The sequence below is a fragment of the Winogradskya humida genome, assembly GCF_016862215.1.
In the GTDB taxonomy this organism is placed as follows: domain Bacteria; phylum Actinomycetota; class Actinomycetes; order Mycobacteriales; family Micromonosporaceae; genus Actinoplanes; species Actinoplanes humidus.
Genome location: NZ_BOMN01000139.1, coordinates 19,279 through 42,466 on the forward strand (window position 1 = coordinate 19,279; position 23,188 = coordinate 42,466).

Here is a 23,188-nt window from a genome sequence, read left to right on the forward strand (position 1 = left end):
GGCCGTGCGATTCGCGGAGCTCGACTGGCAGGAAACCCCGATGGGGGCGATCAGCCTGCGCCGGCGCCTCGACCCGGCCCTCAAGGTCGACGTGTACGAGGTCAAGCTCGACGACGACTTCCTCATGTCGAGCCTGTTCACGGTCGCGGAGATCGAACTCGCCCGTCTCGGTCTGGCGGCTACCCCGGGAGCTGAACTCGACGTCGTCGTCGGTGGCCTGGGCCTCGGTTACACGGCGGGGGCCGCGCTCGACGATCCCCGGGTGCGCTCGCTGCGGGTCGTCGACGCGCTCGGCCAGGTGATCGAGTGGCACGAGCGCGGCCTGCTCCCGCTGTCCGAACGACTGACCGGCGACCCGCGCACCCTCCTGCAGCAGGGCGACTTCTTCGCCCTCGCCGCGTCCCCGGAAGGCTTCGACGACAGCCACGGCTTCCACGCCATCCTGCTGGACGTCGACCACTCACCCCGGCACGTGCTGCACCCCAGCCACGCGAGCTTCTACACCCCCGACGGCCTGCGCCGCCTGGCCTCCCACCTGCACCCGGGTGGCGTCTTCGCCCTGTGGTCCGACGACCCGCCGGACGACGACTTCACCGCTGTGCTCGGCGAGGTCTTCCCGGCCTGGCAGGCCCACGTCGTGGCTTTTCCCAACCCGCTCACCGGCGGCGAATCCGCCAACACGGTCTACGTCGCGAGCTGACCACCACGCGCGGTTATGATCATGATCATGACCGCCGTGCTGGAGGGCAGGCCGCCTTCGGCGTCCGAGCTGACGTTGTCCCAGATCATGGATCAACACCACACCAACCTGATGGGTACGGTCCACGGCGGCCGAATCTTGAACCTGATCGACTCGGTGGCCGGGGTGGTGGCGGCCCGGCACTCCGACGGGCCGGCGGTCACCGCGGCGATGGACGAGACCGCGTTCCTGCAGGCCGTGCGGGTCGGTGACGTGGTGCACGTGCTGGCCCGGATCACGTGGGCGGGGCGCAGCTCGATGGAGGTCGCGGTCACCGTCACCGCGGACCGCTGGGACCGGGCGGTGCCGGCCACGATGGTCGCCACATCGCACCTGGTCATGGTCGCGGTCGACGACGACGGCAAGCCCCGCCGCATCCCGCCGCTACTCCCGGAAACCGACGAGGACCGTCGCAACTTCCGCCGCGCCGAGATCCGCCGCGAGCACCGTCTCGCCCTGCGCCGCGCCCTCGCCGAACCCGAACACCTTTAACAGGACCTTATTTTCGCCCGGCCCCGGCCGGGCCTGTCGCTGGGTCGTGACGCCCATTGACGAGCGGGCCGGGGCGTCCGGAAACCGGCCGGGTCTGTCGCTGGGTCGTGACGCCCACCCACTGGCGGGCGGGGGTGTGCGGAAACCGGCCGGGTCTGTCGCTGGGTCGTGACGCCCACTTACGAGCGGGCGGGGGTGTGCGGAAACCGGCCGGGCTTGTCGCTGGGTCGTGACGCCCACTTACGAGCGGGCCGGGGTGTGCGGAAACCGGCCGAGCCCGTCGCCGGGTCTGTCGCCCGCCGACAAGCGGGCCGGGTGCGGCGGTGTCACCCCGTTACCACCCACTCATCCGCCAGTTAGGTTGTGTGCAATTAAGTTGTGCACAACTTAATTGCACACAACCTAACTGGGGTGCACGGCAGGTCCGTCCAACCACTATCGTGGCGCGGTGACTTTGCCGCCGCCGTCGTTTTCGCCCAGCCCTGCCGTCCCCGTCTTCGCTCCGCCGCCGCGTAAGCGCCGGACCTGGTTGATCGTGCTGGTCTCGGTGGCGCTGGTGTTCGCGGCGGGGTGCGCGTTCGGGATCGTTCGGCTGGTGCTCGGGGTCAAGCATGTGTCCGATGTCGAGAGCGACGTCAACGAGGCGACCAGCGTGTTTATCGAGGACAGCCGGGACGGGCTCAGTCAGCAGGGCTGGGACGGGCTGTGCGAGGACGCCCGAGGGAACTATGCGCAGGAGGATCTGGCCGGGCGCAAGCAGGACGTGAGCGGGTTCGCGATCACGGATACGAGCGTGGATTACGCGCGGGGGCAGGCGACCGTGCGCGTCGAACTGCAGCGGGCCGACGGGAGCAGGAGCGACGAGGTCTACGTCGTGCAGGAGGAGGGGGAGCGGTGGAAGGTGTGCGCTTTCCCCGTGTAGGGCACTAGGCTCCCCGTCGATCTTCGCTAGGGGAGGGAATTCCGGTCATGTTGATGGCGTTGCTGCTCGATCTCGCCAACATTCTGGGCGGGCTGCTGCTCGCCGTTCCGCTGCTCACGCGGCTGCCGTCCGTCGGGGACGGGTTCGGGAGGTTCGCCGCCAAGATCGCGCCGTGGGGGTGGATCGTCGGGATCGTCGCGCTGGTGGCGGGCGGCTACTACCTGATTGTGCACGTGTTCTCGGGGCCGCACGTGTTCCACTTCGAGATCGTCGGGATCGCGGTCGGGGTGCTGTTGCTGTGGGACCGGCTGACCGGGCGCAAGCCGCTGGGGACCGGTGAGCGGGGTGGGGTCGCGGGGGCGCAGTTGCTGCTCGCGATCTTCGGGATCATCGCGATCCTCGTCGGCATCCAGGGACTGTTCACCTCGGACTGAGCCGCGATGAAGGCTGAGCCGCGATAAAGGCTGGGCCGGGGTGAAGGCTGGGCCGGGGTGAAGGCTGGGCCGGGGTGAAGGCTGGGCCGGGGTGAAGAGGACGGTGCGTCGACTTAAGGCGTACAAAAGGAAGTTTTGCCTGGCAGTGGATCTGCGGTTTAGAGTCGGGCCGACCTGGGAGCGCTCCCAGGTCGCCGCCTTTCCCCGAGTCCCCGGAGTTCCCGCATGCGCAAGGTAAAACTCAAGCTCCTCGCGGCCGGCGCGGTGGTCGCCGCGGCCTCGGCGGTGGCACTGATCGCGATGCCGGCCTCCGCGGAGACCGCCGCGTTCACCGTAACGAATTCGTGGGGCTCCGGCTACCAGGCCAGCGTCGTCGTCGCCGCGGACAAGAAGATCACCGACTGGAAGGTGGAGCTGACGATGCCGGCCGGCACGTCGGTGATCAACGTGTGGAACGCGACGCAGGCCGTGTCGGGCAGCAACTACACGTTCACCCCGGCCGGGTGGAACGCGACGATCGCCGCGGGTGCCACGACCGAGTTCGGGATGATCGTCAACGGCACCGGGCGGCCCACGAGCTGCAAGGTGAACGGCGCCGACTGCGGTCTCACGGCGACGCCCACCTCGGCTGCGACGTCAAGTCCAGCTGCTTCGCCCGTACCGTCAAAGCCTGTGACCGTGGCCCCGACGACCTCCTCGCCGTCTCCCACCGCCTCGGTCTCCCCGTCGCGCACCACGGCACCGACCACCGCGCCCGCCACGACGACGCCCGCCGCGTCCGGCACTCCGCTGGGGATCAACGGCCTGCTGCACGTGTGCGGTGTGAACCTGTGCAACCAGTACAACAAGGCCATTCAACTGCGCGGCATGAGTACGCACGGACTGCAGTGGTTCGCCAACTGCTACACGAACGCCTCGCTGGACGCGCTCGCGAACGACTGGAACGCCGACCTGCTGCGCATCGCGATGTACGTGCAGGAGGGTGGTTACGAGACCAACCCGGCCGCGTTCACCAGCCAGGTCAACGGTCTGGTCGACAGCGCCGAGGCCCGCGGCATGTACGCGCTGATCGACTTCCACACGCTCACGCCCGGTGACCCGAACTACAACCTGGACCGGGCCAAGACGTTCTTCGCCGCGGTCAGCGCCCGCAACGCCGCCAAGAAGAATGTCATCTACGAGATCGCGAACGAGCCCAACGGTGTCAGCTGGGCCGGCATCAAGAGCTACGCCGAGCAGGTCATCCCGGTCATCCGCGCGAACGACCCGGACGCCGTGATCATCGTCGGCACCCGCGGCTGGTCCTCGCTGGGCGTCTCGGACGGCTCCTCGTCGAGCGAGATCATCGCGAACCCGGTCAAGGCCACGAACATCATGTACACGTTCCACTTCTACGCGGCGTCCCACAAGGACAACTACCGCGACGAGGTCAGCAAGGCGGCGTCCTCGCTGCCGCTGTTCGTCACCGAGTTCGGCACGGTCTCCGCCAGCGGCGGCGGCGCGGTCGACACGGCCAGCAGCACGGCCTGGCTCGACCTGCTCGACCGGCTGAAGATCAGCTACGCCAACTGGACGTTCTCCGACGCGGACGAGGGCAGCGGCGCGCTGAAGAAGGGCACCTGCGCGAGCGGCACCTTCACCGGCACGGGCGTCCTCACCGAATCGGGTGCCCTGCTGCGCAGCCGCATCCGTACGGCGGACAACTTCCCGACCAGCTGAGTACGTAGTTCCCGTCACGCCTCGCCGGCACGTTTCGCCCCGATCCGGGTGAAACGGCCGGCGAGGTGCGTGAAGGCGTCGGAGAGTTCGGCGGGGCCGGCCACCTCGATGTCGGCGTCGTAGCGGGCGATCGCCGCCGCCAGGCTGGGCCAGGACCACGACCCGAGAGTGAGCCGGCACCGATCGGCGCTGACCTCCTCGACCAGGCCGTCGCGGGTGTAGAGGGCCACGGTCGCCGCGGGCAGGTCGAGGATCACCGTGCCCTGGCAGGGCCATCGTCCCGTGGCGTCGCCCGAACCACGGAACGTGCTGGTGACATACGTGGCGACGTCGCCTCCGGGCAGTTCACGCGGCGCGAACCGAGGGCCGTTCGGGGTGCGCAGGGCGATCTTGTCGGCGCGGAACGTACGCCAGTCGTCGCGGTCGAGGTCCCAGGCGATCAGGTACCAGCGGCCGTCCCAGGTGATGACGTGGTGGGGCTCGGCGCGGCGGGTGCTGTCGCCGTAGTCGAAGCGCAGGATCTCGCGGGCGTGGACGGCGTTGCTGATGGCCAGCAGGGTGTCGCCGTCGACCGGGGTGGCCGGCTTGGTCATGGGCCGTTCGACGGCGGTTACCTGCAGTGCGTTGATGCGGTGCCGCAGCCGGGAGGGCAGGACCTGCCGGATGGTGGCCAGCGCGCGTTCGGCGGCCTCGGCGAGACCGTTGCCCGGGGTGGTCGCGGCGATCTGCAGGGCGACGGTGAGGGCGACCGCCTGCTCGTCGTCGAACAGCAGCGGGGGCAGCTCGGTGCCGGCCCGGAGCCGGTAACCGCCGTCGGGGCCTTTGATCGCGGCGATGGGGTAGCCGAGCTCGCGGAGCCGGTCGACGTCGCGGCGTACGGTGCGCAGGCTGATGTCGAGCCGGTCCGCGAGGACCGTGCCGGACCAGTCCCGGCGGGTCTGCAGCAACGACAGCAGGGCCAGCAGTCGGGCTGAGGTTTTCGGCATGAATCCGATTCTGCCTGAAGTAGGTGACACTTCCTGGCACCTACCGCTGCGAATCTTGGCCGCATGACGATCACCACCACGACCCACCTCAACTTCCGCGGCGAAGCCCGTGAGGCCCTCGAGTTCTACCAGTCGGTGTTCGGCGGCCACCTCACGGTCGTCGCGTACGCCGACTTCGGGATGCCCAAGGATCTGCCCGACGCCGGCAAGGTCGTCTTCGGCCAGGTCACGGCCGACAACGGCTTCCGGATCATGGCGTACGACGCCCCCAGCCAGTCCCCGGCGCCCGCCGCGCCGACCGCCACCACCCGGTCGCAGGGCATGACGCTGACCGGCGAGAAGTTCTTCGTCTCCGTCGCCGGGGAGACCGTCGACGAGGTCAGCCCGCTGTGGGAGGCGCTGGCCGACGGCGCCGAAGTGATCGAGAAGTTCGGCCCGTCGCCGTTCTCGCCCGGCTTCGGCATGCTGACCGACCGCTTCGGCGTCACCTGGATCCTCCAGGTCACCGCCGCCGCCTGACGTACTCCCCGGTCCGGGGCCGCCGTGCCCGGCGGCCTCGGCCCACCCCGGCCTGTGGTCGCCGTCCCCGGCGGCCTCACTCGGGCATCAACTTCATCGACACCGCCGACGTGTACGGCGGCGACGGCGAGACCGAGCGCATCGTCGGCAAGGCCCTGCGAGGCCGCCGCGACGACGTCGTGCTCGCCACCAAGTTCAACGGCGCCATGGGTGATGACCCCAACCGGCGTGGCAACTCCCGGCGCTGGATCGTCACCGCCCTCGAGGACTCCCTGCGGCGCCTCGGCGTCGACCACATCGACCTCTACCAGGTCCACCACCCCGAACCCGGCACCGACATCGAGGAGACCCTGTCAGCCCTGACCGACCTGATGCGGGCCGGCAAGGTACGCGCGATCGGCCACTCCAACCTGCCCGCCGCGGAGATCGTGGAGGCCCAGTGGGTCTCCGAACGCCGTGGGCTGGCCCGGTTCCGCACCGAGCAACCCACGTACTCGATCCTCAACCGCGGCATCGAACGCGACGTCCTGCCGGTCTGCGAACGGTACGGCCTCGGCACCCTGGTCTGGAGCCCCCTCGCGTCGGGCCTGCTCACCGGCCGTTTCCGGAAAGGCGGTGAGCAACCCTCGGCCGGGCGCATGCACTGGGTGCCGAAGCACATGACCGACCAGCGCAACCACGACGCCGTCGAGCGGCTCGTCCCGATCGCCGCCGAGGCGGGCCTGTCGCTGACCCACCTGGCGCTGGCCTTCGCCATCAGCCATCCCGCGGTCACCTCGGCCATCATCGGGCCCCGCACGATGGCCCAGCTCGACGACCTGCTCGCGGGTGCCGCCGCCACCCTCGACGACACCACCCTCGACCGGATCGACGAGGTCGTCGCGCCCGGGACGAACCCGGGCACGCTCGACATCGCCTACGTCTCACCCCCACTCAACCAGGCTGCCCTCCGCCGCCGCCGACTCGCCGACCGCCCCGCAGCAGCCTGATCAGCGCGCCAAGATGGTGACGTCACTGGTCGTCGCCGCAACTAGCGTGCTGCCCGAGGGGGAGAACCCCACGACCCGGAGCACCGGCTTGCCTGCGAGTGACCCGGGGCCGGCGCAGGTCAGCTCCTCGTCGTCGGGGTAGAGGGTCGCCGGGTCCTCGTCACGGGCGAGGAGTTCGCCGCTCGCCGGGTCGAAGAGGCCGTGGCCGTTGTGGCTGACCGCCATCAGTAGTTCGCGCCCGGTGGCCGGGTCCGGTGCGAAGCCGACCCCGACCAGGCCGCCCACCGCCGCGCACGCGACCTGGTGCCACGGCGGTGGTGCCGGCACGACCGCCGCGTCGAGGAAGCGGCGGCGTACCGGGTCGGTCATGCGTGCTGGTCCCAGCGGTTGTCCGAGGAGACGTGGACGATGTGGACCGGTTCCGACTCGGGGCCGAGGCGGATGAAGTTGTGTTCGGACCAGTTCCAGTGTTCGCCGGTGATGAGATCGTGGGCGGTGAAGGTGTCGTGCCAGCCGAGGCCGAGCTCCGGCATGGTGAGATGGATGACCGTGTCGCGGGATTGGTCGGGGGCGAGGTTGGCCACCACGAGGATGGTGTCGTCGCGGTCGTAGACGCGGCGGGACTTGGAGAAGACCAGGATGTTGTCGTCGTCCGAGTAGTGGAATCGCAGGTTGCGCAGCCAGTGCAGGGCCGGGTGGGCGCGGCGGATCTCGTTCAGGCGGGTGAGGTACGGCGCCAGGGTGTCGTTCTGCTCGTCCCAGTGACGGTTCTTGTACTCGTACTTCTCGTTGTCGATCTGCTCCTCGGCACCCGGGCGCGCGACGTGTTCCCGCAGTTCGTAGCCGGCGTAGATCCCGTACGTCGGCACCAGCGTCGCGGCGAGCGCGGCGCGCATCTTCCACGCGGCCGGGCCGCCGTGCTGCAGGAACGGGGTCAGGATGTCGTGCGTGGTGGGCCAGAAACTCGGGCGCATGTAGGCGGCGGCCGGACCGGCGAGCTCCGTCGCGTACTCCTGGATCTCGCTCTTGGTGTGCCGCCAGGTGTAATAGGTGTACGACTGCTGGAACCCGATCTTCGCCAGGGTGTGCATCATCGGCGGGCGGGTGAACGCCTCCGCGAGCCAGATGATGCCGGGGTGCTCGGCGGCGACCTCGGCGATCAGCCGCTCCCAGAAGCCCAGCGGCTTGGTGTGCGGGTTGTCGACCCGGAAGATCGTGACGCCGTGGCCGATCCAGAGCCGGACGACGCGCAGGAGCTCCTCGTACAGGCCCTCGGGGTCGTTGTCGAAGTTCAGCGGGTAGATGTCCTGGTACTTCTTGGGCGGATTCTCCGCGTACGCGATGGAGCCGTCCGCCCGCGTCGTGAACCACTCCGGATGCTCGGTGACCCAGGGGTGGTCGGGGGCGCAGTTCAGCGCCAGGTCCAGGGCCACTTCCAGGCCGAGCGCGCGGGCCCGCGCGGTGAAGTCGTCGAAGTCGGCGAACGTACCCAGGTCGGGGTGGATCGCGTCGTGGCCGCCCTGGGCGGAGCCGATCGCGTACGGTGAGCCCGGATCGTAGGGTGTTGAATGCAGTGAGTTGTTGCGGCCCTTGCGGTTGACCTCGCCGATCGGGTGGATCGGGGTCAGATAGATGACGTCGAAACCCATGGCGGCGACCGCGGTGAGGCGCTCCGCCGCCGTGGCGAACGTGCCGCTGCTCCACGTGCCGTCGGTGAACGTCGCGCCCTCGGAGCGGGGGAAGAATTCGTACCAGGCGCCGTAGAGGGCGCGGTCGCGTTCGACCAGCCACGGATGCTCCGGGGAGGCCGAGACGTGGTCCCGCAGCGGCCGGGCGGCCAGCTCGCCCCGGACGGCCGCGGAGACGCCCGCACCCAGCCGCACCTCCGGCTCGTCCCGGGTGTCGCGCAGCCCGGCGATCGCGTCGGTCAGCGCGGCGGCCTGCTCCTTGCTCCGGGGCACCTCCGCCACGGCCCGCTCGAGGACCTGCGCGCCCTCCTCGAGCATCAGCTCGACGTCCACCCCGGCACCGACCTTGATCACGGCGTCGTGGTTCCAGGTGCCGTACGGGTCGGACCAGCCCTCGACCCGGTAGGACCACGACCCCGTCCGGTCCGCGCTCACCGTGGCCGACCAGGCGTCCAGCCCGGCATTGACCCGGGTCATCGGCAGCTGGTGCACACCGCCGAGCGGGTCGGTGAGCACGACGGTGGCACTCACCGCCTCGTGTCCCTCCCGGAACACGGTCGCGGTCACCGCGAACTCCTCGCCGACCACCGATTTCGCCGGCCTGTTGCCACCGTCGACAACCGGGGCGACGTCCACCACGGGGATACGGCCGATCGGCCGCCGGGCCGCACCTGGCCAGGGCATTCTCGTCACAACGGACGACGCTAACCCATTTTTTGTCATACCGCTGTGTTGGGATGTCTTTCATGGAACGCGCCCTCTCCGAGCACTGGCAGGCCCCGATCCGCGACATCGAGGTCACTGCCGGGACCTTCACCAACTGCAGCGGGTACGCCGGAGCGACAGCTGATTTCGAACCGTCACACGATCGACTCCAACGAGCGCCGCATCGTCGAGGTGGGCGGTGTCTTGTCCAGCGCGCGCTGGAGGCAGCATGAAGTGGGAGCCGGTGGAGGTGCTCCCGGTCAGCGCGCTCGTGGGGAGCGCCACGGCCGGCTGGCTGACCGACCCGGCTGACGACGAGATGGCGCACCTGCTGCTGGTGTCGTTCGCGGGCGAGTGCCGGGGTGCCGGGGTGTGCGGGAGGGGAAGGTCGCCGCGATCGGAGAAATGTTGGATGGGTGTGTCACGGGAGTGCAGGGTCGTTGCGTCTACCGGGGTGAGGAGTGCGGGAGCGGGGAAGGACGAGGGTGACCGAGGATCTTAGGGCGCTGATGCGTTCCGAGCTGAGCGAGGAGCGCCCGCCGCCGCTGGGGGACATCGTGGCGGTGGCGATGGACGGCGGCCGGCGGATCGCGCGGCGGCGGCGGGCTGCGATGGTGGGTGCTGCGTTCGCGGTGCTGGGGGTGGTCGCGGCCGGGACGGTGGTCTCGTGGCCGGCGGGCAGCCCTCGCACCGCGCCGGGTCTGGCTGCCGGGGCCCTGCCGTCAGGGGCCCCGGCGTCTGTGGCCCTGCCGTCGGAGGCTCTGCCGTCAGAGGCCCCGGCATCGGTGGCTGACCCGTCCGAGGTCCTGCCCTCGGGTGGCAGTGCGGGCGGGACACCCTCGCCGAACGTCAGTTATCCGTACCGCACGAGTGTGGGCGCGGTTCCGGAATCCAAGATGTGGGACGTGCCGCTGCGGGGCAAGCGTGGGACGGGTAATCAGGTGGCGGCGACGGACAAGTCGGTGCTGGAGCTGCTCACGCAGTTGCTGCCGAAGGGCAAGGTCAGCAAACTCGCGGCGAATTCCGATGACGGGCTGTTCGCGCAGGTGTATCTCGACACCGGCAAGGGGCCCGGCATGCTGCGGGTATGGCTCAAGCCGTTGCGGGACACGGGTGCCACGCCGGGCATGGTGAAACTCGAGACGTTCGCGGCGGCGGACGCCAACTGCGTACAGTCCACTGTGGTTTATGCCTCTTATCCGGCCGGTGGCCATCTGGAGATGGACATCGCGACCTGCCTGGACGACGACGGCAGGCCGGCCGAGCCGGCGCTCACCCTCGACGAGGCCGTGGCGGTCATGTCGGACGCGCGCTGGGGGACCACGATGGACGCCGAGCTGGTCGTGGCCGGCGCCAAGAGGTACGCCGACGTGCCCGCCCAGGCGAGGTAGGGGCCGATGGCGAACTATGACGACGAGTTCGAGGTCTTCGCCCGGGCATCGGCGGAGCGGCTGCGTGCGACGGCGTTCATGCTGTGCCGGGACTGGCATCTGGCCCAGGACCTCACCCAGACCACGCTGACCAAGCTCTACGTCGTCTGGCGCAAGGCCGCACAAGCCGACAACCCTGTGGCGTACGCGCAGAAGATGCTGTTCCGGGCTTACCTCGACCACCGGCGCCGGCGCAGCTCCAGCGAACGGGCTGTCCCGGAGTTCGAGGACGTCGCGCATGCCGGCAGCCCGGATCTGCGCCTGACGATGCTGGACGCGCTGGCGCAGCTGCCCCCGCGGGACCGAGCGATCGTGATCCTGCGCTATTTCGAGGACTATTCGGTGGAGCAGACCGCCGAGGTCCTGAACGTGCCCGCCAGCGTGGTGAAGACGCAGACCAAGCGGTCCCTGTCGAAGCTGAAGGAGCTGCTCGCCCCGGAGCAGGTGGCGCTCTTCGCCTGAGCTTATCGCCGCGGGCCGTGGATCTCCTGGTGCAGGCGCTCCATGCGCTTGTCGAGCCGGGCGGCGTCCTCGGCGGCAGCGGCCAGCTCGTCGCGCAGGGCGGGCGGGATGTCGGGGTTGTGCTTGTAGTAGATCTTGTGCTCGAGGCTGGCCCAGAAGTCCATCGCGACCGTGCGCAGCTGCACCTCCACCGGAACGGCGACGACCTGGTCGGAGAGGAAGACCGGGATCTCCACGATCATGTGCAGGCTGCGGTAGCCGTTGTCCTTCGGCTTCGCGATGTAGTCCTTGGTCTGCACCGGGTTGACGTCCGGCTGACGGGTCAGCATGTCCGCCACGGTGTAGACGTCGGAGACGAAGCTGCACACGATGCGGATGCCGGCGATGTCGCGGATCCGGGCACGCAGGTCGTCGAACGTGAGCGGGCACTCGATCCGCCGGGCCTTCGCGGCGATGCTGGCCGCGCTCTTGAGCCGCGGGTTGACGTGCTCGATCGGGTTGCCGGTGCCCCGGTGGGCCAGCTCCTCCGCCAGGATGTCGATCTTCGTCCGGATCTCGGCGAGCCCGAACTTGTAGACCATCATGAACCGGGTCAGCTCATCGGTCGCCTCATGGAACGGCGCGGGCACCGCCGCGGTCGTGCCGGCCGCCCGCGCGGCGCCGTCGGGCCCCGCGATCGCGTGGCGCTCGACGATCTGTCCGTGAACGGTCCCGCGCTGCTCCGCGCCGGGATGCTCAGGATTCACGATGGTTCTCTCCAGTTTCGGTCTCGAACTGCCGCATGCACCGTCCTACCGTATGCGCAGTGCTCCAGAGCGGGTCACGCAGTGGGAAAGACGTCCACGGAGAGAAATGCGAGCAATTCTCACCGACTTGTCCATTCCGCGTTACCGGCTCACCGCCGCGGCCCGAAAAATTCCTCGCGGAATTCACGAAAGCGCAGGCTGGGGGCCTGTCGGGGCTGATATCGCTGCGGTCCCAGCTCCCGTCCCGGGGGTCAGCGGACCTCGAGCTCGTAGACGGAGATGCCGTACTGGCTGGAACGCTTCGTGCTGTAGAGCCGCACGTAGCGTGCGGGCACGTCCTTGACGTCGATCGTGACGTCGCCGCCGGTCCCGGTCTTCGTGCTGTAGATGCTCTTCCAGGTCGCGCTGTCGGTGGAGACCTCGATGCGGTACGCCACGGCGTACGCGTTCTCCCACCGCACCCGGACCTCGCTGATCTGCCAGCGGTTCCCGAGATCGACCCGCAGCCACTGCGTGTCGGTGAACGCGCTGCTCCACCGCGTGGTCGTGTCCCCGTCAACGGCGTAGAGCGCGTTCCACGGATCGCCCTCCGAGCCCGACGCGAGCGCGGGGTGGTCCAGGGCGAGGTTGCGGAGTGACGGGTTCGCCTGGGCGCTCACCGTCGACGGCTTCCTGCTCGCCGGGGTGGCCTTGGGTGAGCCGGCCGCGGCCTTGGACTGCTGCGTGCCCTTCGGGGACGGCGCCTTCGTCGTTTTGATGGTGACGGGCGCGGACGTCGTCGAAGGGGCCGCGGAGGTCACCGGCGGGAGGCTGGCCAGCTGCTGGTCGTCGCTGTCGTCCACCGCGTTGAGGGCGAACATGGTCGTCGCCACGCCCGACACCACGAGGAACACCGCCAGCGCGGCCAGCAGCACCCGGCTACGCCGCGACTCGCCCTGCCGCTCCGGCTCCGGCGGCAGCACGAACACCGACGTCGGCAACGCGGCGAACGCGGTGGGCCGCGGCGTCGCGAAGCTGTGGGGCTGCGGCGTCGTGGTGGAGGTGCTGGGCTGCGGCGTCGCGAAGCTGTGGGGCTGGGGCGTCGAGGTGCCGGGTGGCGGCGTCGCGAAGCCGGTGGGTGGCGGTGTCACGAATGCCGGGGGTGGCGGCGTCGGGAAGGTGCCGGGCGGCGGCGTGGCGGAGGTGGTGGGCTCGGAGGGGCGGCGCTGGGTGGGGATGGCGGTGGGGGTTTGCTGCGCCGCGGGGACGGCGAGGAGGGCGTCGAGGAGTTCGCGGGCGGTGGGGCGGTCCTGGGGGTTCTTGGCGAGGGAGCGTTCGACGATGGTGCGCAGGGGTTCGGGGAGGCCGTCGAGGCGGGGTGGCTGGGTCAGGATGCGGCCGGCGGTGGCGGCGGGGGAGTCGCCGGCGAACGGGGTGCGGCCCGTGCCGGAGTAGCAGACCACGCAGCCCCAGGCGAAGATGTCCGCCGCGGCCGTGAGGGGGGTGCCAGGATCGTCGGAGAAGCGTTCCGGCGCCATGTAGGCGACGGTCCCGACCATCTGATCGGTACGCGTGTGCTGCGTAGCCGCCTCGAACGCGCGCGCCAGGCCGAAGTCGATCACCTTGGGGCTGCCCGGCGCCAGCAGGACGTTGTCCGGTTTCAGGTCGCGGTGGATCACGCCCGCGCCGTGGATGCCGGTCAGCGCCGTGGCCACGCCGACGGCCACGGAGTGCAGGGCCGCGGCGCGCAGCGGGCCGCGCTCCTCGACGACCTCGTTCAGGCCGGGGCCGTCGACGTATTCGACCACCAGGTACGGCGGTTCGTGGTCGAGGTCGGCGTCGAGGTATTCCGCGGTGCAGAACGCCGGCACCTGCCGGGCCCGCTGGACCTCGCTGCGGAACCGGTTGCGGAACTCCGGGTCGTGCGACAGCGACGAATGCACCAGTTTGATCGCGACATAGGTGCCCTCGCGATCCTCGGCGAGATAAACGACACCCATGCCACCCGCGCCGAGCCGTCCCGTCAGAACGTATTCGCCCAGTTGCTCAGGGTCGCTGCTGTGCAATGGACTCACGCGGTACGCGGTGTCCACCTATCGGGCTCCCCACGAGACACGAAATGCACGGAAATCTGATCACGCATCATGGCAGCAGACCACTCCGGTCCGGAAGTGGGGGGCGGGTTCCCAAGGTGCGTACCCGTCCGCCTCTTGAAGCTTGTGGTACGTGCAGTTCGCCCGGGTTTGCGCTTTCCTGAGCTCCGGGAATAGCTGACGCTCGATCAAAGAATGCATCCCCGACTGTTAAGGTTGATCTTGATTTCGGCGCTGGGCCGGTGGTCGTGACCAAGGGGGAGACATGGCGGACATCGATACCGCCCTCAAGGGGGCAATGACGATCGATGGGGCCATCGGCGCCGCACTGGTCGACTATGGCAGCGGCCTGGCCCTCGGCGTCGTGGGCGGCGGCACCCAGCACGACATGAGCGTCGCCGCCGCGGGCAACACCGACGTCGTCCGGGCCCAGATGCGAACTCTCGAAATGGTCGGCGTCCGCGACTCCATCGAGGACGTCCTGATCACCCTCGACACCGAATACCACCTCATCCGCCTCATCCCGCCGACCCGCTCCGGCGACACCTTCTTCCTCTACCTCATCCTGGACAAGGCCCGCGCCAACCTGGGCCTCGCCCGCTACCACCTGCGCAAGATCGAAGCCGACCTGGTGGTCTGACCGACCGAACTGATCCTCCCGGACGTATCAACCCGGCCTGATCCACTCGGTCAACCCGGCTTGATCCACTCGGCCTGGATCCACTCGGCCTGGATCCACTCGGCCTGGGGACCTCACGATCTTGGGCGTCCCCAGGCCGAGTGGATCGGCTTTGGGTGCTCAGGCCGAGTGGATCGGCTTTGGCCGCTCACGCCGAGTGGATCGGCTTTGGCGCGCTCAGGCCGAGAGCTGTCGCACGCCGGCCCGCTGATGATGGCCGGACGCCGCATTGGTAGCCACTCGCACGATCCGCCGCGGAGCAGCCCCGGCCCGCCGTGCCGGCGTCGTCTCGTCGGCCTGGGTAGGGTCCGGCTCACGCTGAGTCTCGACCAGTTCCAGGTCCAGTGCCAGGTCCACGGACTCGACTGCGGTGTGCTCGTTGCCGCCGGGGTGCAGGTTGAGGGGCTCAAGCTCGGCGAGGTGAAGGGCGGCAGGCTCGGCGGCGTCCGGAACGACCGAGTTGAGTTGACGCCCGGTCGGTGACGTCGAGGCCGGTGAAGAGCCGGCCGAAACCGATGGCGCCTGGGTGGTCAGGGCCGGGAGTGACGCGGCCTGCGCGAGTTCGGCCGAGAGCTCGACCTCGGCGAATGAAATCTGGGCCGGCGACGCCTGCACGAGAGAGGCTTGGGCGGGTGACGCCTGCGCGAGAGGGGTCTGCGGTGTCGAGGGCCGGGCCGGTGATGTTTGGGCGCGCAGGAGGGGGCGCAGGTCGGCCGGGGCGAGGTGGGCGATGGTGGCTGGGGTGTGGGTGCGGGCGGCGGCGTTCCATTGTTCGAAGATGACCCGGGCGAGGAAGGCGGCGTCGGGTTCGTCGATCAGGAGGCGGGTGGCGAGCCGGCTGATGAAGGTGTTGCGGCCGGGTGGGACGGCGGTGGCAGGTGGCATGTGGCTGGTGGGTCGCAGGTCGTCGGGGAAATTGGCGGCCAGTTGGTCCAGGACGTGATGCGGGAGTATGTCCCCGAGGGTTTCAAGGATCGCGCTGATGGCGCGTCGGGTTTCGTTGGGCCCGTGCAGCCGGGCCCTTTTCTGGATGCGGACCAACACGTCCATCGCCACGATTTTCTCCCCCTGGGCGAACCTTGTCGCCCCGCCGCCGAATGCCGGCCCGGCCCAACCCGGGTGTCCTCACGCATACCCGTCCGCCGGGGCCCAAAACGGGGCCCAGCAACGATGTGCGTGAGGTCACCCGCGCGCTGTCAGGCGGGAGAGTAGTCGGTCGATGTGGACAGTTGATGCCAGGCGGCTACCTCGTCGGTGACATTCTTGATCTTGGCTGTGATGTCGGCCACGGTGGAGCTGCCGAGGGGGATCCGGGCGGGCATGTCGGCGACGTCGGCGATGGTGAGAATGGCTGCTGCTGCCTTGGCCGGGTCGCTTTCCTGGATTTTGTTGTTGTCGGTGGCCCGGGTTCGCGACGCTCCGCCGCTGGCTGCGTACGCATCAATGGTCTGCTCGGCGATCTCGAGTGACGTCGAGGCCAGGAAGTCGGTCCGGAACGGGCCGGGTTGCACCGCGGTGACCTGGATGCCGAGCGGGGCGACCTCCGCCCGCAGTGCCTCGGTGATGCCTTCGACCGCGAACTTGGTGGCGCTGTAGACGCCCCAGCCGGGCCAGGCGACGACCCCGCCGGTCGAGCTCAGGTTGAGGATCCTGCCGTGCCCGGCGGCCCGCATGACCGGGAGTACTGCCCGGGTGACCGTCAGCAGGCCGAAGACGTTGGTGTCGAAGACGCCGCGGGGTTCGCTGTCGCTGGTCTCCTCGGACGGCGAGCCGCGTCCGCCGAGTAGATGAGCACGGTCTGGCCCTGGCTGCCGGGCAGCAGCATTGTCTCGTAGCTGATCCGCATCTCGCCGGCCGATTCGTGGAAGAACCGCTTGACGCCGTGGGTGTGCTCGGACAGTTCGTATCCGGACCACAGCCGGGCGAATTCCGGCGAGCGCGCGGTGAGATCGTCGACCAGGGCGGTCAGCGCCGGGTCCGGCACGCCGGGCATCGCGGCCGCGCGCAGCACGGCGACCACCCCGGCGGCGATCTCGGGCCAGTCCAGGTAGACGATCCGGGCGCGCGGGTTGAGGAACATCCAGCGGGCGGTGTTGCGCTCGGTGGGTGGCATCGCGTCGAAGTCGTCGAGCAGGAGTTTGCCGGCGCGGTTGATGCCGAGGACCTCGAGGTGCGGGCCGTGGATGAGTGCCGGGGCCGGGTCGAGCGCGTGGATCATCGCCAGCAGCGCGGGCCGCACCTTGAGCGTGACGCCTGCCCGGCGGGGGAGTAGGCGGTGCCGGGGTGCAGCAGGGAGCGGAAATGCCTGCTCTGCAGGTCGTCGAGGCGCAGTGCCGCCTCGGCGACCTGGTCGGAGACGTTGCCGGCGCGGCCCTGCTCAAGCTTCACGTAGTAGTCGACGCTGACACCGGCGAGCTGCGCGACCTCTTCGCGCCGCAAGCCGCGCACCCGCCGCGTGACGTCTCCGTGCGGGAGGCCGGCCTCCTCCGGGGAGATGGCGGCGCGTCGTAAGGTGAGGAATTCGCGCAGGGGACCCGGGGCCATGCCTCGATGATCGCCTACCGGGGTGGGGGACAATGCTCGGATGTTGCAGAGCTACGACGAGCGCAATGCCGACATCGTCTACTGGGTCAACGGGGTGCTGCGGCACCGGGACGAGCCGGGGTTGTCGCCGTTCGACTCGGTGGTGCAGGGTGGGGACGCCGTGTGGGAAGGGCTGCGGCTCTACCAGGGGTCGATCTTCGGGCTGACCGAGCATCTCGATCGGTTGCGCCGGTCCGCCACGGCGCTGAACTTCGCCGGGATCCCCGGCGATGCCGACATCTACGCGGCGGTGCGGGAGACGTTGCGGGCCAATGAGATGACTGACGGCGTACACATCCGATTGACCTTGACCCGGGGGGTGAAGGTCACCAGCGGGATGGATCCGCGGCTCAACCGGGCCGGGCCGACGCTGATCGTGCTCGCTGAGCACAAGGCGCCGGTCTACGACACGTCCGGGCTGAGTCTCGCGACGACGAGCGTGCGGCGTCCCGGGCCGGACGTCCTGGACCCGAAGATCCATCATGCCAACCTGCTGAACTCGATCCTCGCGAAGATCGAGGCGACGGTGGCCGGTGCCGACGACGCGCTGATGCTCGACGGCCGCGGTTTTGTCGCCGAGACCAATGCCACGCATCTGTTCCGGGTCCGGGGCGGCGCTCTGGCCACGCCGAGCACCGCGGCCTGCCCCGAGGGCATCACCCGGCAGACCGTCCTGGAGCTGGCGGCGGCGGCCGGCATCCCGGCCGTGGTCCGTGACATCTCCCTCACCGAGATGTACACCGCTGACGAGGTGTTCTGCACCGGCACGATGGGTGAGATCGCGGGCGTCACCACCATCGACGGCCGCGCGATCGGTTCCGGCAAGCCCGGCCCGATGACGGCGCGGATCGCCGAGCTCTACCAGTCGCATGCCCGCGCGAACGGTGTAGCAGTGCTATAGGCGGTGGGCGGCCAGTTCCTCGTAGTAGGGGCGGGCCGCGTCGGCGAGCGGGCGCAGGTGTTCCGGGATGTCGGCCGGGCCCGGGGTGTGCGCCGTGAAGCCGGTGGACGCCTCGACGGCCGCATACCAGTACGGCGCCCAGACGCCGTCGGTGTCGCGGGGCCCCGCCGGCCACCGCAGCATGGCCGGGTCGAAGCCGATCCCGAGCGCCTCGCAGAGCCGGCCCAGCACGGCCGGCGGGTCGGCGAGCAGGTCGGCGGCGTCCACGACCGGGCCGCCGTACGCGCGGAAGATCTCGGCCTGTTGCGGGTAGCCGAGGTCCTCCAGGGTGGGTTCGCCGCGCACCCGGGCGTACGACGCGACGACCTGGGCCGGGTCACGCAGCAAAAACGCGTGGGTCAGGCCGTCCAGCCAGGAACGGCCGATGTCCGGCAGCAGGTGGTGGGCCATGTGTTTCTGGTAGAACACGGCGGCGCCGTCCGGTGCCGGGCCGGTGAGCTGGGCGGCCACGTCCTGCCAGCGGTTCGGCTGGCTCGCCAGCACGGCGTCGCGGCCGGGGTGGTCGAGCCCGGTGGCGGCCAGGTAGTGGGCGTAGAGCGGCTCGTCGCAGACGGCGGTGTCGGTCCGGGACCCGAAGCTGCGCAGCATGGCCGTGGAGATGTTGCGGGGCCCGGACCACATTGCCACCCGTGTCGTCATGGCTCCATGATCACACCGGTGGGCGCGCTTTTACGCGTACGTGTAGAACGGTTTGTGATCGATGAGTTCGCTCGGTTTTCTCGTCTTCCACGGCGGCATCGGATCGTTGAGTGCGATGACGTTCTTCGTGGTGGCCGCGGGCAGATAGCCGTATCCCGGGTGTTTCGCCTGCCAGTCGGCCCAGAGCTTGTCGATGTAGCAGTGGTGCAGCCAGAACACCGGGTCGTTGGGGGAGTCCCCGCCGGTCATCGTGCCGCCCACCCAGTCGTGGACGCGGTTGTGCAGGTCGGCCCCGGACCAGCCCTCCAGCCTGTTGCGGAAACCGGTCGCCGAGGAGCTGTTGTACGGCGCGGCGTCGTACGGCACCAGCCCCAGCACCAGGTTGACCTCGTCGATGGTCGGCAGGCTGGTCGCGTCCACGCCCATGACCCGGCGCAGGAACGGGCGGCTGTCGATGCGTTCGTTCAGCGGCCAGTTCTGTTTCGAGTAGGCGAACGGCCCGTTGGGCACCTCGCGGTCCCCGCCCTGCCCGTCGCCACCCATGAAGTCCGGCGTGAACGGCGGGGCGTTCTTCGCGCGCGACGCGGTCCAGTTCCAGTACGGCAGCGACACGTTCTTGTTGATCGCCTGCAGCGCCTGCTCGAACATCAGCAGGAACTGCCGGTGCCAGGGCAGGAACGACGGGGCACGGTGCGCCACCCGGGGCCCGTTGTCCTGATCGAGGCCCATGTATTCGAGGTGGGTCTTCACGAACGGGTCATAGAGGCCCTTCTTCTTGAGCGTGATGACCGCGTCGGTGAACGCCTTGCGCTGGGCGTAGGTGAGCACTTTCTGATCCTGGCGCACTGTTGCCATGAGTCGCCCCCGTCACTTGTGCCGGTGCGTGCGCATCGGCATCAGGTCGGCCTTGCCGAGCGAGTCGACCGCGGCTCGCGAGGCGGCCCGCAGCGTCGTGAACCTGCGGTAATGGTTGGTGACCGTCGTGAATGTGCCGTCCGCGTTGGACATCACGTGCAGTGGCAGGTCGTCGATGAGGACCAGGTCGTCCGGCAGGGCCTGACCGGGCAGCAGCTTGGCCGGTTTCCGGATCGTTATCAGTCGCCCCCGGTAGGTCTCCCGCGTCTCGGCGGGGGCGGCCCGGCGGGCGTCGGCGCCGCGGCTGAACACCTGCCCCGCGCCGATGGACGCGGCGACCACCGCACCCGCCGTCATCCGCAGCGCGCCGCGCCGGCTCATTCCTTTCATGGATATGTATCCCTTCGCTAATGGCCGGAAATTGTCCTGCGAGATCCACGATGACATGACCCGCCGTTTGGTTGCGGGTGATGTGCGTTGTTCCCACTTGCGGGAGTGCTAATTCCCCGTGCGGGTGAAGAGGCTGGCCGTTTGGCCCACCCCGGTGGTGTCAGGATCAGTGGAAATTATCCGGAAAGGTGTATGCGGCGCTGGTGCGCCGTGTTGAGTCCGAGGCGGTGAATACCTCTACACAGGAGGAACAGTGTTCGTCTCCGTCGTGATCCCCGCCCTCAATGAACGCGAGAACATATCGCGGACGATCGGCTCCATCCCCGTCGAGAAACTGCGGGTCGCAGGGCATGAGACCGAGATCGTCATCGTGGACAACGGGTCCACCGACGGCACCGGGGAATTGGCCCGGCAGCTCGGCGCGAAGGTTGTCGTGCAGCCGGTCCGCGGTTATGGCAACGCGTACAAGGCGGGCTTCGCGAATTGTTCGGGGGAGATCATCGCCACCGGCGACGCCGACCTCACCTATCCATTCGAAATTCTGCCCGAGGTCATCGACAACCTGGCTGCCGAAGATATCGACTTTCTTAGCACGAATCGTCTCGGCGACCTTCTCCCGGGTGCGATGACGCGGAGCCACGTCTGGGGCAACAAATGCCTGTCCGGCATTGCCCGGCAGCTGTTCCGGGTGCCGTTCGCCGATTCGCAATCGGGTATGTGGGTCTTCCGCCGCAAGGTCTGGAACGGGCTGCGGATGCGCTCCGGCGGCATGGGGTTCTCGCAGGAGCTGAAGATCGAGGCGTTCCGGCACGGCTTCAAGTGCGCGGAGATCCCGATCGTCTACCGCCCGCGTGGCGGCGAGACGAAGATCCGTACCGTCGCCGACGGCATGCGCAACCTGGCGGAGATGCTCGCGGTGCGGGCCCGGCCGGTGGCCCCGCTCACCCAGAACAGCTATGTGGCGCTGCCGAGCTGGTCCGATCTGCCGTCCGCGCGGGAGCCCGAGCGGGCCCCGGTGCCGTCGTGCACCTGCGCCGCCGGCGCGGTCGCGAACCCGGCCTGGTAGCCGCGAGATGGACGTCCTGATCGTCTCCAGCTACTTCCCGCCACACGTCGGCGGTGTCGAGGTGGTGGCGCAGCAGCAGGCACGCAGCCTGGCGGAGGCCGGTCACACGGTCGTGGTCGCCACGTCGCAGACCGGGGGTGCGCCCGGCCGGGAGCGCCAGGCGGGCTACGACGTCGTCCGGCTGCCGGTGAGCAACGTGCTGGACCGGCGTACCGGGGTGCCGTTCCCGTTGATCGGGCCGGCGTTCCTGCGCGGCCTCAAGGATCTGGTCGCCAGGTGCGACGTGGTGCACGTGCACGACGTGCTGTACCCGCCGCCGCAAGCCGCGGCCTGGTTCGCGCGGCGGGCCGGGAAGCCGATGTACGTCACCCAGCACATCGAAGGCGTGCACCACCCGAACCCGCTGGTGCTGGCCGCCGCCCGGTTGTCCGCGCGGGTGGCCGGCGGTTACCTCTGGCGTCACGCCCGCCGGGTCGTCGCACCGAGCGCGCTCGTCGCCGACTACCTGCGGGCCCGGGGGGTTCCCGCGGACAAGGTGGTCGCCGCGCCGAACGGCATCGACACGGCGGCGTTCGCTCCGGGGTCGGCGGGGCTGCGCGGCGGGGAGGTACGCGACCGGCTGGGCCTGCCGAGCGGGCGACCGATCGCGTTGTTCGCGGGCCGGATGGTGCCGCGCAAGGGTTTCGAGCAGCTCATCGCGGCGGCCGACGACGCGTACGACATCGTCCTCGCCGGCACCGGGCACCCGGGGCCGCTGCCCGCCGGGGTCCACTGGGTCGGGCCGGTGTCCCGCGCCGACCTGGCGGTGCTGTACCGCCTCGCCGACGTGTTCGTGCTGCCGTCGGTCGGGGACCTGTTCCCGCTGGTCGTGCAGGAGGCGATGGCGTGCGGCCTGCCGATCGTGACGACCGACGACGAGCGCTATGACGCGTACGGCGTGGACCGCCGCCTGTTCAGCCTGGTCGCGCCCGAACCGGAGGCGCTGCGCCGGGCGATCCGCGCCGTGGTCGCCGACGCCGGGCTCAGGCGCCGGATGGGCGAGCATTCGCGGCGTCTCGCGGTGCGGCACTTCGACTGGCGCGTCAACCAGCGGCTCCTGGTGAGCCTGTACGACCGCGACGTCCCCGGAGAACAGAGGGAGGAGAGCGCATGCCCATCAGTGTCGTCGTTCTGACCTACGACAGCGCCCGGACCATCGACCGGTGCCTCGACTCGCTCGCGGGCCAGCGTCTCGAACCCGCGGAGATCATCGTCGTGGATGACGACTCCACCGACGGTACGCTCGCCGCGGTCGAGGAGTTCCGGGCGCGCAGCATCGTGCCGGTCCGCGTGCTGCGCAACGGCAGCCACAACATCTCCCGCGGCCGCAACCTCGGGATGGCGGCGGCGCGTACCCGCCTCGTCGCGTTCCTCGACTCCGACGCCTGGGCCGACGACGGGTGGACCAGCGAACTCGTCGATGCCTTTCGCGGTGACCCCGGCGTGGCAGTGGTAGGCGGCGGTGTCGAGACGGCGCACGCGTCGGCGTTCGCGGAGGCGATCGCGGTCAACGACGCCACCATCCGGCGGCTCGCGACCTCCGGGGTGCTGCTGATCGCCGGCTGCAACATGGCCGTGCACCTGGACCGTCTCGACGGCGAGGTGTTCGACGAGCGGTGGGTGCACGCCGAGGACATCGAGTTCGTCGACCGGGTCAAGCAGCGGCACGGCTGGCGCATCGTGCCCGCCGCGGTGGTCCGGCACGAGAGCCGGGCCACCCCGCGCGGCTACCTGCGGCAGATGTACCGCTACGCGATCTGGCGGGTCCGGTATGCCGCCCACACCCGCACCGCCCGCGCGATCGACTACGTGCCCACCGCCGTCATGCTCGCCGCGGTGCTCGCCGCTGTGCTGGTGTCGCCGTGGCTGCTGCTGACCGTGCCGGGCCTCGCGGTCGCCGAGACGCTGTTCGTCGTCGGGTACTGCCGGCCCCGCCCGGTGCTGTGGCCGTTGATGCTGCTCGGCTGGCTGGTGAAGAACACCGGCTGGGGTCTCGGCGTGCTCGTCGCCCTGACCCAGCAGTCGACCGCCCGCTCCGGGGTGCCGGCCCGCCGCCCGAGCACGGCGGGCTGA

At 69.7% G+C, this 23,188-nt stretch carries 25 protein-coding genes and 1 pseudogene; 14 read left to right on the plus strand and 12 right to left on the minus strand.

Features of this window, described 5'->3' with window-relative positions; all coding sequences use genetic code 11:
- Positions 1 to 4: 4 nt before the first annotated feature.
- The 5 genes from Ahu01nite_RS46145 to Ahu01nite_RS46165 all read left to right on the plus strand — a co-directional run bounded on the left by Ahu01nite_RS46145 (position 5) and on the right by Ahu01nite_RS46165 (position 4,306).
- Positions 5 to 700, plus strand: a complete 696-nt coding sequence (locus Ahu01nite_RS46145) for a polyamine aminopropyltransferase (RefSeq protein ID WP_239159679.1) — start codon at positions 5 to 7, stop codon at positions 698 to 700.
- 27 nt (positions 701 to 727) lie between these two features.
- Entirely contained in the window at positions 728 to 1,231 is a 504-nt protein-coding gene (locus tag Ahu01nite_RS46150; protein WP_239159680.1) for an acyl-CoA thioesterase, read from the plus strand.
- A 448-nt stretch (positions 1,232 to 1,679) separates the two neighbouring features.
- Complete coding sequence (locus tag Ahu01nite_RS46155; protein ID WP_203843105.1) at positions 1,680 to 2,153, plus strand: Rv0361 family membrane protein; 474 nt, start codon at positions 1,680 to 1,682, stop codon at positions 2,151 to 2,153.
- Positions 2,154 to 2,200: 47 nt separating this feature from the next.
- Positions 2,201 to 2,587 (plus strand): hypothetical protein, encoded by a 387-nt coding sequence (locus Ahu01nite_RS46160; RefSeq protein ID WP_203843106.1) that lies wholly within the window; start codon positions 2,201 to 2,203, stop codon positions 2,585 to 2,587.
- A gap of 225 nt (positions 2,588 to 2,812) precedes the next feature.
- Positions 2,813 to 4,306: a cellulase family glycosylhydrolase gene (locus tag Ahu01nite_RS46165; RefSeq protein ID WP_203843107.1), complete on the plus strand. Its 1,494-nt coding sequence runs from the start codon at positions 2,813 to 2,815 to the stop codon at positions 4,304 to 4,306.
- 14 nt (positions 4,307 to 4,320) lie between these two features.
- On the opposite strand, the gene Ahu01nite_RS46170 is transcribed toward Ahu01nite_RS46165, so the two are convergent.
- Positions 4,321 to 5,292, minus strand: coding sequence for a helix-turn-helix transcriptional regulator (locus tag Ahu01nite_RS46170; RefSeq protein ID WP_203843108.1), 972 nt, complete (start codon positions 5,290 to 5,292; stop codon positions 4,321 to 4,323).
- A 63-nt stretch (positions 5,293 to 5,355) separates the two neighbouring features.
- Between Ahu01nite_RS46170 and Ahu01nite_RS46175 the strand changes: the two genes are divergently transcribed.
- Together Ahu01nite_RS46175 and Ahu01nite_RS46180 are read left to right on the plus strand one after the other, a co-directional pair.
- Complete coding sequence (locus tag Ahu01nite_RS46175; RefSeq protein ID WP_203843109.1) at positions 5,356 to 5,811, plus strand: VOC family protein; 456 nt, start codon at positions 5,356 to 5,358, stop codon at positions 5,809 to 5,811.
- 95 nt (positions 5,812 to 5,906) lie between these two features.
- Positions 5,907 to 6,800, plus strand: a complete 894-nt coding sequence (locus Ahu01nite_RS46180) for an aldo/keto reductase (RefSeq protein ID WP_307794771.1) — start codon at positions 5,907 to 5,909, stop codon at positions 6,798 to 6,800.
- Here the strand turns inward: Ahu01nite_RS46180 and Ahu01nite_RS46185 are convergent, their stop codons facing one another.
- On the minus strand, positions 6,801 to 7,169 hold the full coding sequence (locus Ahu01nite_RS46185) for a hypothetical protein (RefSeq protein ID WP_239159681.1): 369 nt from the start codon (positions 7,167 to 7,169) through the stop codon (positions 6,801 to 6,803). It abuts the gene before it with no gap.
- A complete protein-coding gene (locus Ahu01nite_RS46190) occupies positions 7,166 to 9,172 on the minus strand; it encodes an alpha-1,4-glucan--maltose-1-phosphate maltosyltransferase (protein WP_203843151.1) in 2,007 nt (668 codons plus the stop codon). Before Ahu01nite_RS46190 ends, Ahu01nite_RS46185 begins: the two co-directional genes overlap by 4 nt.
- Positions 9,173 to 9,678: 506 nt before the next feature.
- Between Ahu01nite_RS46190 and Ahu01nite_RS46195 the strand changes: the two genes are divergently transcribed.
- Both Ahu01nite_RS46195 and Ahu01nite_RS46200 read left to right on the plus strand, forming a co-directional pair.
- Positions 9,679 to 10,584, plus strand: a complete 906-nt coding sequence (locus Ahu01nite_RS46195; RefSeq protein ID WP_203843110.1) for a hypothetical protein — start codon at positions 9,679 to 9,681, stop codon at positions 10,582 to 10,584.
- A 6-nt stretch (positions 10,585 to 10,590) separates the two neighbouring features.
- Positions 10,591 to 11,085, plus strand: a complete 495-nt coding sequence (locus tag Ahu01nite_RS46200; protein WP_203843111.1) for a SigE family RNA polymerase sigma factor — start codon at positions 10,591 to 10,593, stop codon at positions 11,083 to 11,085.
- Between the two features lie 2 nt (positions 11,086 to 11,087).
- Here Ahu01nite_RS46200 and Ahu01nite_RS46205 read toward each other — a convergent pair whose 3' ends face one another.
- Together Ahu01nite_RS46205 and Ahu01nite_RS46210 are read right to left on the minus strand one after the other, a co-directional pair.
- Positions 11,088 to 11,831: a GTP pyrophosphokinase gene (locus tag Ahu01nite_RS46205; RefSeq protein ID WP_239159682.1), complete on the minus strand. Its 744-nt coding sequence runs from the start codon at positions 11,829 to 11,831 to the stop codon at positions 11,088 to 11,090.
- Positions 11,832 to 12,082: 251 nt separating this feature from the next.
- A complete protein-coding gene (locus tag Ahu01nite_RS46210) occupies positions 12,083 to 13,885 on the minus strand; it encodes a protein kinase domain-containing protein (protein WP_203843112.1) in 1,803 nt (600 codons plus the stop codon).
- Between the two features lie 283 nt (positions 13,886 to 14,168).
- Between Ahu01nite_RS46210 and Ahu01nite_RS46215 the strand changes: the two genes are divergently transcribed.
- Positions 14,169 to 14,543, plus strand: a complete 375-nt coding sequence (locus Ahu01nite_RS46215) for a hypothetical protein (protein WP_203843113.1) — start codon at positions 14,169 to 14,171, stop codon at positions 14,541 to 14,543.
- Between the two features lie 216 nt (positions 14,544 to 14,759).
- On the opposite strand, the gene Ahu01nite_RS46220 is transcribed toward Ahu01nite_RS46215, so the two are convergent.
- The 4 genes and pseudogenes from Ahu01nite_RS46220 to Ahu01nite_RS46230 all read right to left on the minus strand — a co-directional run bounded on the left by Ahu01nite_RS46220 (position 14,760) and on the right by Ahu01nite_RS46230 (position 17,126).
- A complete protein-coding gene (locus tag Ahu01nite_RS46220; RefSeq protein WP_203843114.1) occupies positions 14,760 to 15,632 on the minus strand; it encodes a DUF2267 domain-containing protein in 873 nt (290 codons plus the stop codon).
- Positions 15,633 to 15,778: 146 nt separating this feature from the next.
- Positions 15,779 to 16,498 (minus strand): SDR family NAD(P)-dependent oxidoreductase, encoded by a 720-nt coding sequence (locus tag Ahu01nite_RS46225; RefSeq protein WP_203843115.1) that lies wholly within the window; start codon positions 16,496 to 16,498, stop codon positions 15,779 to 15,781.
- Positions 16,408 to 16,800 (minus strand): annotated as a pseudogene (locus tag Ahu01nite_RS51110) (MmyB family transcriptional regulator); the annotation flags it as partial. The pseudogene Ahu01nite_RS51110 and the gene Ahu01nite_RS46225, both read right to left, overlap by 91 nt.
- Positions 16,797 to 17,126: a helix-turn-helix domain-containing protein gene (locus tag Ahu01nite_RS46230; protein ID WP_203843116.1), complete on the minus strand. Its 330-nt coding sequence runs from the start codon at positions 17,124 to 17,126 to the stop codon at positions 16,797 to 16,799. The pseudogene Ahu01nite_RS51110 and the gene Ahu01nite_RS46230, both read right to left, overlap by 4 nt.
- Before the next feature lie 40 nt (positions 17,127 to 17,166).
- On the opposite strand from Ahu01nite_RS46230, the gene Ahu01nite_RS46235 reads away from it, so the two are divergent.
- Entirely contained in the window at positions 17,167 to 18,066 is a 900-nt protein-coding gene (locus tag Ahu01nite_RS46235) for an aminotransferase class IV (RefSeq protein WP_203843117.1), read from the plus strand.
- Here Ahu01nite_RS46235 and Ahu01nite_RS46240 read toward each other — a convergent pair.
- Genes Ahu01nite_RS46240 through Ahu01nite_RS46250 form a run of 3 tightly spaced genes read right to left on the minus strand, consistent with a single transcriptional unit; the run spans position 18,061 to position 20,010 of the window.
- On the minus strand, positions 18,061 to 18,765 hold the full coding sequence (locus Ahu01nite_RS46240) for a sulfotransferase-like domain-containing protein (RefSeq protein WP_203843118.1): 705 nt from the start codon (positions 18,763 to 18,765) through the stop codon (positions 18,061 to 18,063). The genes Ahu01nite_RS46235 and Ahu01nite_RS46240 overlap by 6 nt on opposite strands.
- Before the next feature lie 30 nt (positions 18,766 to 18,795).
- Positions 18,796 to 19,620, minus strand: a complete 825-nt coding sequence (locus tag Ahu01nite_RS46245; protein ID WP_203843119.1) for a tyrosinase family protein — start codon at positions 19,618 to 19,620, stop codon at positions 18,796 to 18,798.
- A 12-nt stretch (positions 19,621 to 19,632) separates the two neighbouring features.
- The gene (locus Ahu01nite_RS46250; protein WP_203843120.1) at positions 19,633 to 20,010 is read right to left on the minus strand and encodes a tyrosinase family oxidase copper chaperone; all 378 of its coding nucleotides are present in this window, start codon (positions 20,008 to 20,010) and stop codon (positions 19,633 to 19,635) included.
- Positions 20,011 to 20,263: 253 nt separating this feature from the next.
- Between Ahu01nite_RS46250 and Ahu01nite_RS46255 the strand changes: the two genes are divergently transcribed.
- Genes Ahu01nite_RS46255 through Ahu01nite_RS46265 form a run of 3 tightly spaced genes read left to right on the plus strand, consistent with a single transcriptional unit; the run spans position 20,264 to position 23,188 of the window.
- Complete coding sequence (locus tag Ahu01nite_RS46255; protein ID WP_203843121.1) at positions 20,264 to 21,076, plus strand: glycosyltransferase family 2 protein; 813 nt, start codon at positions 20,264 to 20,266, stop codon at positions 21,074 to 21,076.
- A 7-nt stretch (positions 21,077 to 21,083) separates the two neighbouring features.
- Positions 21,084 to 22,250 (plus strand): glycosyltransferase family 4 protein, encoded by a 1,167-nt coding sequence (locus tag Ahu01nite_RS46260; protein ID WP_203843122.1) that lies wholly within the window; start codon positions 21,084 to 21,086, stop codon positions 22,248 to 22,250.
- Complete coding sequence (locus tag Ahu01nite_RS46265; protein WP_203843123.1) at positions 22,226 to 23,188, plus strand: glycosyltransferase; 963 nt, start codon at positions 22,226 to 22,228, stop codon at positions 23,186 to 23,188. Before Ahu01nite_RS46260 ends, Ahu01nite_RS46265 begins: the two co-directional genes overlap by 25 nt.